The 8,176-nt window shown below is 58.7% G+C and carries 7 protein-coding genes and 1 pseudogene; all 8 read right to left on the minus strand.

Annotated features, from left to right (window positions below):
• Nucleotides 1-259: 259 nt before the first annotated feature.
• Entirely contained in the window at nucleotides 260-781 is a 522-nt protein-coding gene (locus tag O2807_08565) for an acyl-CoA dehydrogenase family protein (protein ID MDA1000551.1), read from the minus strand.
• Nucleotides 782-808: 27 nt separating this feature from the next.
• Nucleotides 809-955 (minus strand): annotated as a pseudogene (locus O2807_08570) (acyl-CoA dehydrogenase family protein).
• Nucleotides 892-1,392: an acyl-CoA dehydrogenase family protein gene (locus O2807_08575; protein MDA1000552.1), complete on the minus strand. Its 501-nt coding sequence runs from the start codon at nucleotides 1,390-1,392 to the stop codon at nucleotides 892-894. The pseudogene O2807_08570 and the gene O2807_08575 overlap by 64 nt, the downstream one beginning before the upstream one ends.
• Nucleotides 1,393-2,172: 780 nt before the next feature.
• Nucleotides 2,173-3,003: an ABC transporter permease gene (locus tag O2807_08580; GenBank protein ID MDA1000553.1), complete on the minus strand. Its 831-nt coding sequence runs from the start codon at nucleotides 3,001-3,003 to the stop codon at nucleotides 2,173-2,175.
• A gap of 118 nt (nucleotides 3,004-3,121) precedes the next feature.
• The gene (locus O2807_08585; protein ID MDA1000554.1) at nucleotides 3,122-4,057 is read right to left on the minus strand and encodes an ABC transporter permease; all 936 of its coding nucleotides are present in this window, start codon (nucleotides 4,055-4,057) and stop codon (nucleotides 3,122-3,124) included.
• Between the two features lie 21 nt (nucleotides 4,058-4,078).
• A complete protein-coding gene (locus O2807_08590; GenBank protein MDA1000555.1) occupies nucleotides 4,079-5,662 on the minus strand; it encodes an ABC transporter substrate-binding protein in 1,584 nt (527 codons plus the stop codon).
• A gap of 148 nt (nucleotides 5,663-5,810) precedes the next feature.
• Nucleotides 5,811-6,776, minus strand: coding sequence for a dihydrodipicolinate synthase family protein (locus O2807_08595; GenBank protein ID MDA1000556.1), 966 nt, complete (start codon nucleotides 6,774-6,776; stop codon nucleotides 5,811-5,813).
• Between the two features lie 73 nt (nucleotides 6,777-6,849).
• Nucleotides 6,850-8,070: an acyl-CoA/acyl-ACP dehydrogenase gene (locus O2807_08600; protein ID MDA1000557.1), complete on the minus strand. Its 1,221-nt coding sequence runs from the start codon at nucleotides 8,068-8,070 to the stop codon at nucleotides 6,850-6,852.
• Nucleotides 8,071-8,176: the final 106 nt, after the last annotated feature.

Genomic DNA, 8,176 nt, shown 5'->3' on the forward strand with positions numbered 1-8,176 from the left:
GAGAGCCTTTTGAGTCTTGAGCAGGCATGGTGGAGTTTTTGCGGAGCACAGCGGCGCGCCGGAAGTGAAGACCCTGGGTCTTGCGTGTGGCGAGTTCCCAATCAGACACCAAATTGCTGCTTAATTAGGGATTCGCCATGCACAGCCCAAAGGGCCCAGTCTCGATTGAAATAATGACAAGAAAAACAAGCAAACGGACCCACTACCCAAAATTTGAATCTTGAAATTCAGTGGACCAGGACACCCCCGGCCCCGATCCCTAAAGGCCCAGGGCCTTGGCGATGATCGTCCGCTGGATCTCGCTCGTCCCGGCGCCGATCGTGGCGAGCCGGGCGTCGCGGTAGTGGCGCTCCATGGGATATTCCGTGGTGTAGCCGTACCCCCCCATGACCTGCATCCCCAGGTCGGAAACGCGCTTGAATGCCTCGCTGGCGAAGAGCTTGAGGGTGGCGGCCTCGATCCGCCCCGCCTTCCCCTGCGACATCAGCCACGCGAAGCGGTAGACGTGGAGCCGGGCCGTGTCCACCAGCACGTGCATGTCGGCGAGCATGTGGGCCACCGCCTGGAAGCTCCCAATGGGCCGTCCGAACTGCCTCCGCTCCTTGGCGTAGGCGAGGGCCAGGTCGAACGCCGAGGCGGACATCCCCGTGCGCGCCGCCGCGAGGCACAGGCGCTCGCTCATGAGGTAGGCCATCACCCCATCCCAGCCGCGGTCCACCTCCCCGAGCACTTCATCCGCCCGCGCCTCCACACCGTCGTAGGTGACGATGGAGGTCCCCATAGCCCGGTGCCCGAGCAGCTTGAGCTTCTTCCACGAGATGCCGGGCCGGTCGGCGGGGATGACGAAGTTTGTGATCCCCTCGTGCTTCTGCTCTCCCCGCCGGGTGCGGGTCACGAGCAGGATGTGGGTGGCGACATCCATGCCCGAGGTGAAGTTCTTCGTTCCGCTGATCCGGAAACCGCTCCCGTTCCGGTCGGCGCTGGTGGAGACCGCCGCGGCGTCCGACCCCGCGTCAGTCCGAAGGCGAAATGGGCCTGGCCGCTCGCCGTGCGCGGGAGGATATCCCTTTTCTGCTCCTCGGTGCCGTTCAGGAGGATGGCCACCCCGCCGTGAGAGACGTTGCGGAAGATCCAGCTCCCCAGGTCGCCGTAGTGGTAGCCGGCCACCTCAAGGAGAATGGCCAGGTCGGTCATGCCCCTTCCCTGGCCGCCGTATTCTTCCGGGATGGCGAGGCCGATCCATCCGTCCTGGGCGAGGGCCTGGAACGCCTCGCGGGGGGCGCGCCCCTCCTGGTCGCAGGCCATGGCGTAATCCGGCGGGCAGACCCGGCCGAGAAGGTCGTGGAGGGTGCGGCGCATCAGCTCCTGTTCTTCGGAAAAGGCGAAATCCATGGAGGACCCTCCAGGGGTGTCCTGGTCCAGCGAATCTTCACTTTTCCAATCTGGCCATTTCTGTAGAGGGGGCGGACCTTTTGGCCCTCATGATGGCCTTCGGAAGAGTCCTGATTGTTGGACCTCAGGCGTTACCAAATACCTATAATATGAAGCCCTTTTACCCAAATGAGCCAAACCGTCTTGTTCAAAAACTCGACCGAACCGAGGGTGAAGTAGATTTCCCTGGTAATTCCCTGTTCCATATTTTGGATGAATTCCCTGAAACCCTTTAACCGCGGGCAAATTCGAGGGATTATGGCGATTTTAGTCCCTGAAAACGAAAAGAGTCCCTGTATCATGGACCGCGACAGGAAATACATTGATGGATTTCGAAGACTCCTGGAGGAATCCGGGGCGAATGTCCTTCGATTGCCGCCGCGATCGCCTAACCGGAACGCTTATGCCGAGCGATTCGTCCTATCGATCAAACAGGAGTGCTTCGAGCGGATGATATTTTTTTTGAAAAATCGCTCCCTCGAGCTGTTTCTACCTATGTGGCTCACTGTCACCGGGAGCGGAACCATCAGGGACTAAACAACAGCTTGATCGAACCAGAGAGAGACGCAGGAAAGAAAGGTGCCGCGGTTTTCTGTCGCGATCGGCTTGGAGGAATGTTCAGATACTATTGCCGAGAGACGGCATAGATTCGGATGAGTTTTTGAACAGGACGACCAGGACACCATGGACGGGTTTCCGGTAAGCGGAATCATGTGATCCAAGCAGTCCTGCCTGTATTTCTCAGGTCCGTGTTCTGGGATCCAGTGCGTCGCGCAAGCCGTCACCGAAAAGGTTGAAGCCAAGCACCGTTATCATGATCGCCAGTCCGGGCGCGAGGACGTTGAATGGTCTCTGGGCGAGAGAGGTCATATTCTGCTTCAGGTCAAAACCCCAGGAAGGCGTCGGCGGCTGAGAGCCCAATCCCAGAAACGATAGATTTGCCTCGACCAGGATGGCGAATGCAATGGAGATGGTGGCGGAAACGATCAGAGGGGCGAGGCAGTTCGGCAGGATATGTAGAAAGAGCAACCGAAAATCGGATGCCGAGATGCTTCGGGCCCCTTCGACGAACTCCCTCTCCTTCACCGCCAGAACGCTCCCCCGAACCACGCGAGCGAAGATGGGAATACGCACAATGGCCAAGGCCAGCACCACGTTTGCCGTGCTCGGCCCCAGGGTGACCATGATCACGATGGCAAGCAAAAAAGTAGGGAAAGCGAGGATCAGGTCCATGAGCCGCATCGCTATCAGATCGAACCAGCTGCCGTAGTAGCCCGCGCAGACGCCCAGAGGAATTCCCAGCAGAACCGCAAGGACGATAGAGCCAAGGCCTACAAAAAGCGCGATCCGGGTGCCGTGGATGACTCGGGAGAAAATGTCGCGGCCCAACGGGTCGGTCCCAAATGGAAAGTGCCAGGATGGGGGCTGAAGACCCGGTCCGGCGGGATTATCGATTGAGTAGGGAGCGATGATATCGGCCGACAAGGCGACGAGGACGAGGGTAATCACGATTATGAACCCGGCGATGGCGGTCTTGCTCCTTCGAAGGTTGCGCCAGTGCATTGAGAGCATGCTCTCATGTTCCGTGTCCTCATCGCTCCCAGAGAAAGGAGGCGGTGCCTTAGGACCCGTGGAAAAGAGTCCGTTGTCCTGCCGGATGGGGTGGACCCCGAGATCCCGTTGTCCGGGTTCAGTTCTCATATCGAATCCTCGGATCTAGGTAAGCGTAGAGCAGATCCACAATCAGGTTGGCCAGAACGAAGATGAACGAGGAGACCAGGATAAAACCCATTACAGCGGGATAGTCCCGGCTGGAGATGGCATTAATTCCATACTGGCCCAGACCGGGAATAGAGAATATCGTTTCGACGATGATGGTGCCACCCACGAGGAAACCGACCTGGAGGCCCATGACCGTGACCACGGGAATGAGCGCGTTCTTTAGCGCGTGCCTGTGAATTACGATAAATTCGGTGAGTCCCTTCGAGCGGGCCGTTGTCACATAGTCCTGCCCGATAATATCGAGCATGCATCCTCGAACGAGGCGGGTGAGAATGGCGCCCCGGGTAAGACCGAGAGTGAGCACGGGCAGGGCCATATGGGTGAGATGTTCGACCGCTCCTTGTGACCAAGGTTTGTATCCCTGAACAGGAAGTATTCCCAGCCACAGAGAAAAGAACAATACAAGCAGGATACCACCGAAGAACTCTGGCATGGAAATGCCCACCATGGAACCTGTCATAGCGGTGTAGTCGCTCGCGGTGTAGGGGCGCACAGAGGAAAGGATACCGGCCGGGAGGGCGACTAACAGAGCCACAATCATGGCCCCCAGGATGAGCTCGAGGTGCTCGAATATCTGGTCAAGAACCGACAGGCCCGAGAGGACTTCCTTTCCCCAGTCCCCTCGGACCAGCCGGCCGACCCAGAACGCGTATTGAACATAGATGGGGCGATCCAGACCGTAATGCTGGCGCAAAGCTGCCGCAAGATCCTCTTGGTAAAACTCTCCAAGATAAGCCTCGATGGGATCGCCCGGTATCGATTGGATCGTCAGGAAAACCACCATCGTTATTCCGAGGAGGGTCGGAATCAGCAAGAACACGCGACGGATGACATACGCTCTCATCTCGCCCTCTTTTCTTCCAGGCTACCGATCGAGCCAAACATCGGTGTAATCAAGCATCATTTTCCCCAAATTCTTGAACCCCCTTACGTCCGAACGGGTGGCTTGGAGGAATGAGAAGCTGGCGATGTTCGGGTAGTAGGCCTGCTCCAAAATATAGCGTTGGAGCTTGTGGCTGACCTCAATCTGCTTCTGGGGGTCGATGGTGGAACGCCAGATGTCGAGCAGCCTGTCCACCTCAGGGTCTTTCATGTTGTAGTAATCGATCCCCGATTTCGAGTGAATGGTGTGGGAGTTGCTGTTCACCGTGCGTGAAGAAAGCGTGTTCTGGAGCGTCAGTTGAAGCTTTCTCTGGCGAACGAAGGCACGGTTCCAGGTGGCGTAGTCCACCACGCGGATGTCCATTTGAGCGCCAAGCTTGGAAAATTGAAGTTTAAGGGCCTGGGACACCTCGATGTGGGCGGGATCCGAGTTATTGGTGGTCAGGGTGAACTTGAGCGGTTTGCCGCCCGGTCCGTAGCCGGCCTCTTTGAGGAGCGCCCTGGCCTTCGCGGGGTCATAGGGGCATTCGGCCGTGAGGTCCAGTGCGTCTTTGGCGCCGGCGGGAGAATAGCTCACCCAGGGCCTGCCGAGCCCCCGCAGGGCGGTATTTACGATCTGGAGGCGGTCCACGCCGTAGCAGGAAATCGCCCTGCGAACGCGCTTGTCCTTCCAGGGGTCCATCTTGCCGTTGAAGGGGAAAGCATAGTTGATTGTCGGCGGGCCGGCGAGCACCTTCACGCCGGGTGTGTTTTTCGCCGTCGCGTATAGCGGCAAGGGAAGGTTGTTGATGATGTCGATCTCTCCGGCGGAGAGGGCGTTCATCCGCTGATTCGCATCCGCGATGAAATAGAACTCGATCCGGTCAACATAGGGCAGGCCCTTTCTGAAATAGCCCTTGTGCCGCTCGGCGAAGAGGTGCCGGTTGCGTTTCCATTCGACGAACTTGAAGGGGCCGCTCATGACTGGATGGCGCCTGAACTGCTCGATGGGCATGTTGTAGGCTTTCGGCGAGACCAGGATTATCCGGGAGAATGCGGATGCCATGGCGTCAAGCGTCATCGCCTTGCCGAGGTCGTTCTGATGGACGCGGACAGTGTACTTGTCTATTACCTCCACCTTATTGATTTGAAAGAGATAAGAGACCCATATATTACGCCACTTGTACTTCGGATTTTTCTTCTTCGTTTCCAGAACCCACTTCGGAACGACTTTTCCGTTGACGATATCCAGATTCCATTTGACTGACTTGGCGTCGAGCGGCGTGCCGTCATGGTAGGTTCCGCCCGGGTGGAGCTTGAAGGTGATGATACGTCCCTCGTCGGAGACCTCCCAGCTCTTCGCCGCGTCCCCAATAATGTTGAAATTCTCATCGAGGCGCACCAGGCCGGACCCCATTGCCTCGCGATATACCTTGCGCCCGAAGCCGACTCCGAGTGGATCCAGGTTGACGGATTCTCCCTCAATGGCAACTTTTAGAGTGCCTCCCCTCTTGGCAGCATGGGTGTCGGTCGCGGGACCGAATGTGAGAGACAGAATGGAAAGGATGGCAATTAGCACTGGTAGCATGATGACACCTCCATTGGCAGTGCACAGGCAATGTGAAAGGAGCCCCTTTCTGAGACCACTGTCAGCCAGACGGTTCTTCTTCATGGAAAGAAGACCCTGTGGGGCAAGAAAATTGGCCCCACAGGTCATCTTCCCGTCTGATCTATTCCTACACCTTGTTGAGAATCCCCGTCGCCTCGAGATCTTTCCGGAACGCCTTTTTCTCCTGCGCCGTGAGCGATACGACCGGGGGACGCACGCCGCCCGAGGGCAGGCCGAGCACCTCGGTCCACTCCTTGATGTAGGCCGTTGTCCGGCCGTTGGGCCCCGTGGTGAAATACTTTTTCCGAACGGCGCGGAGCGGCTCGAGCGAGTAGTTGATCTCGGAGGCCTTGGCCATATCGCCCGCCTTGGCCGCCTCGTAGTAGTCGCGGATCGGCGTGTAGCCCGGCACCTGATAGAGATAGGGACACGGCGAGGACATGTGTACCTGCATCCCCAGATGGGCATAGCTGGTGAGGAAGCGCTCCTCGTCCGGATCGCAGACGACAATCTCCTCGCCCACGCGGCGGCGCACTTCGCTCTGGTGAGCCATGCTCGAAACCGCATTTTTGATGCAGCAGATGTTGTCCAGGCTGGCGAGGCGCTCGATGAGCTCGGGGCTCAGCGTCGTGCCGGACTTGGGCTGATTGAAGAGCGAAAGCCCGATGTCGATCTGATCGCAAATGGTCTTGAAGTAGAGAAATATCTCGTCGTCGTCGTTTGCGCCGTACACGGGGTTGATCATGATGGCGTAGTCGGCGCCGACCTCCTCGGCGTGCTTGGTCAGCTCGACGGCCTCGCTGATGTTGATGTGGGGTGTATGGGGGATGGTCTGGGCTTTTCCCCGGCTCTCCTCGCAGACGATGTGCTGCACACGCTTGCGCTCCTGAGGGGAGAGCGACCAGAACTCGCCCATCAATCCGTTGCAGAAAAACCCGTCGATCTTGAGATCGTCGATGCAGGTCCGGACAATCTGTCGAAGGCCTTCTTCATCCACCGCCCCGGAGGCGGTGAAAGGGGTCGTCAGCGCGGCCCAGACGCCCGTCATCTTCTCCCTGCAGTACGCTTTGGCTTCTTTCTTCGTGTATTCCATCTCGTTTCCCCTCCTCAAAGCAGTAGTAGTCGGAAATGCTGTCATGACCGAAAAAACTCTTTCCAACGCGCCGCTATTCAAGCGGCAGGCCGGTAATCCGCGAACTGATCTTGATCCGGAAGATATGGTTGTTTCCGGCGCCGTGGAGAAACGAGATCACGTCGCGCAGGTATTTCTCGATGGGGCATTCGCGCATGTAGCCCATTCCGCCATGCACCTCTAGTGCCAGGCGGCAGACCTCGTACGCCGCCTCGGAACACACTACCTTGGTGAGCCAGGACAGTTTCGGGTCGTAGTCCTCGGCGTGATCCACCGCCCAGGAAGTCCGCCAGAGGACGGACCGCGCCGCCTCCAGGCGCGTGTACATCTCCCCGATCATCTGGGCGACGGACTGATGCTGGCCGATGGGCTTGCCGCCCTGGACCCTCTCCTGCGCGTAGCGGACGGCCTCCTCGAAGGCAGCCCGGCCCGAGCCCAGCACGGTGGCCCCATAGCCGCCTCTTCCGCGGGCGGTTCGGCTGGTGCGAAGCGCCTCCGCTCCGCCCTCTTCCCCAAGGCGGTTGGCGGCGGGAATTTTGACATCCTCGAAAATGAGGGTCGCGTTGCTCAGAAGGCGGCGGCCCATCTTGTCGTGGATGCGGCTGACGGTGAAACCGGGCGTTCCGGCGGGAACAAGGAACGGCGTCATACCCTTCAGGCCGCCCTGCGTCTGCTCCGTTCGCGTATAGACGACATAGAGCTTGGCCGTCCCGCCGTTGCTGATGAACTGTTTGGTGCCGTTCAACCGGTAGATATCCCCGTCGCGCTCGGCGCGCATCTGGACGCCTGCGCCGGGAGCGGCGTAGGGCAGCACATGATCCGTCCCGGCATCGGGCTCGGTCATGCACGTCGCCAGGTGAAAGCGGTGATCTGAAAGAAAAGCAGGTATGAAACGCTCCTTCTGCTCGTCGTTTGTCCAGTGCTCGACGATGGGGGTGAATTTCCAGGTCTGATCGAAAGTGGCGGCCACGCCGAGGTCGCCGGCGCCAAGTTCCTCGCCCACGATAGAGAGGGTAAGCATATCGGCGCCCCCTCCGCCGCGCTCTTCGGTCAGCGCCAGCGTGCGAAGACCGAGCTTCGAGCCTTCCTCGACAATATCGGACGGGATGCAGTCGGCGGGATTCTGGTTTCGGTCAAACTCAGCCGCCACGGGACGCACATGCTGGGTGACGTAGTCGCGGGCCAGCTTTTGAAGGGCCTTTTGTTCGCCAGTAAGGGAAAAATCCATCGGCCGCGCCCAGATGAAAGTTCTCATGCCAACATATGTTCTTATGAATTACACACTACTTTGAATCCGGAATTATGCGGCAACCGAGGCCCTTGCCCCGATTCCGCATCGATTGCCCACAATTCCGACCGCG

Source organism: bacterium, assembly GCA_027622355.1.
Lineage (GTDB): Bacteria > UBA8248 > UBA8248 > UBA8248 > UBA8248 > JAQBZT01.

Coding starts and splice junctions, on each gene's coding strand:
- O2807_08565 (MDA1000551.1), bottom strand. CDS start 781: ATGGGGACCTCCATCGTCACCTACGACGGTGTGGAGGCGCGGGCGGAT.
- O2807_08575 (MDA1000552.1), bottom strand. CDS start 1,392: ATGGATTTCGCCTTTTCCGAAGAACAGGAGCTGATGCGCCGCACCCTC.
- O2807_08580 (MDA1000553.1), bottom strand. CDS start 3,003: ATGCTCTCAATGCACTGGCGCAACCTTCGAAGGAGCAAGACCGCCATC.
- O2807_08585 (MDA1000554.1), bottom strand. CDS start 4,057: ATGAGAGCGTATGTCATCCGTCGCGTGTTCTTGCTGATTCCGACCCTC.
- O2807_08590 (MDA1000555.1), bottom strand. CDS start 5,662: ATGCTACCAGTGCTAATTGCCATCCTTTCCATTCTGTCTCTCACATTC.
- O2807_08595 (MDA1000556.1), bottom strand. CDS start 6,776: ATGGAATACACGAAGAAAGAAGCCAAAGCGTACTGCAGGGAGAAGATG.
- O2807_08600 (MDA1000557.1), bottom strand. CDS start 8,070: ATGAGAACTTTCATCTGGGCGCGGCCGATGGATTTTTCCCTTACTGGC.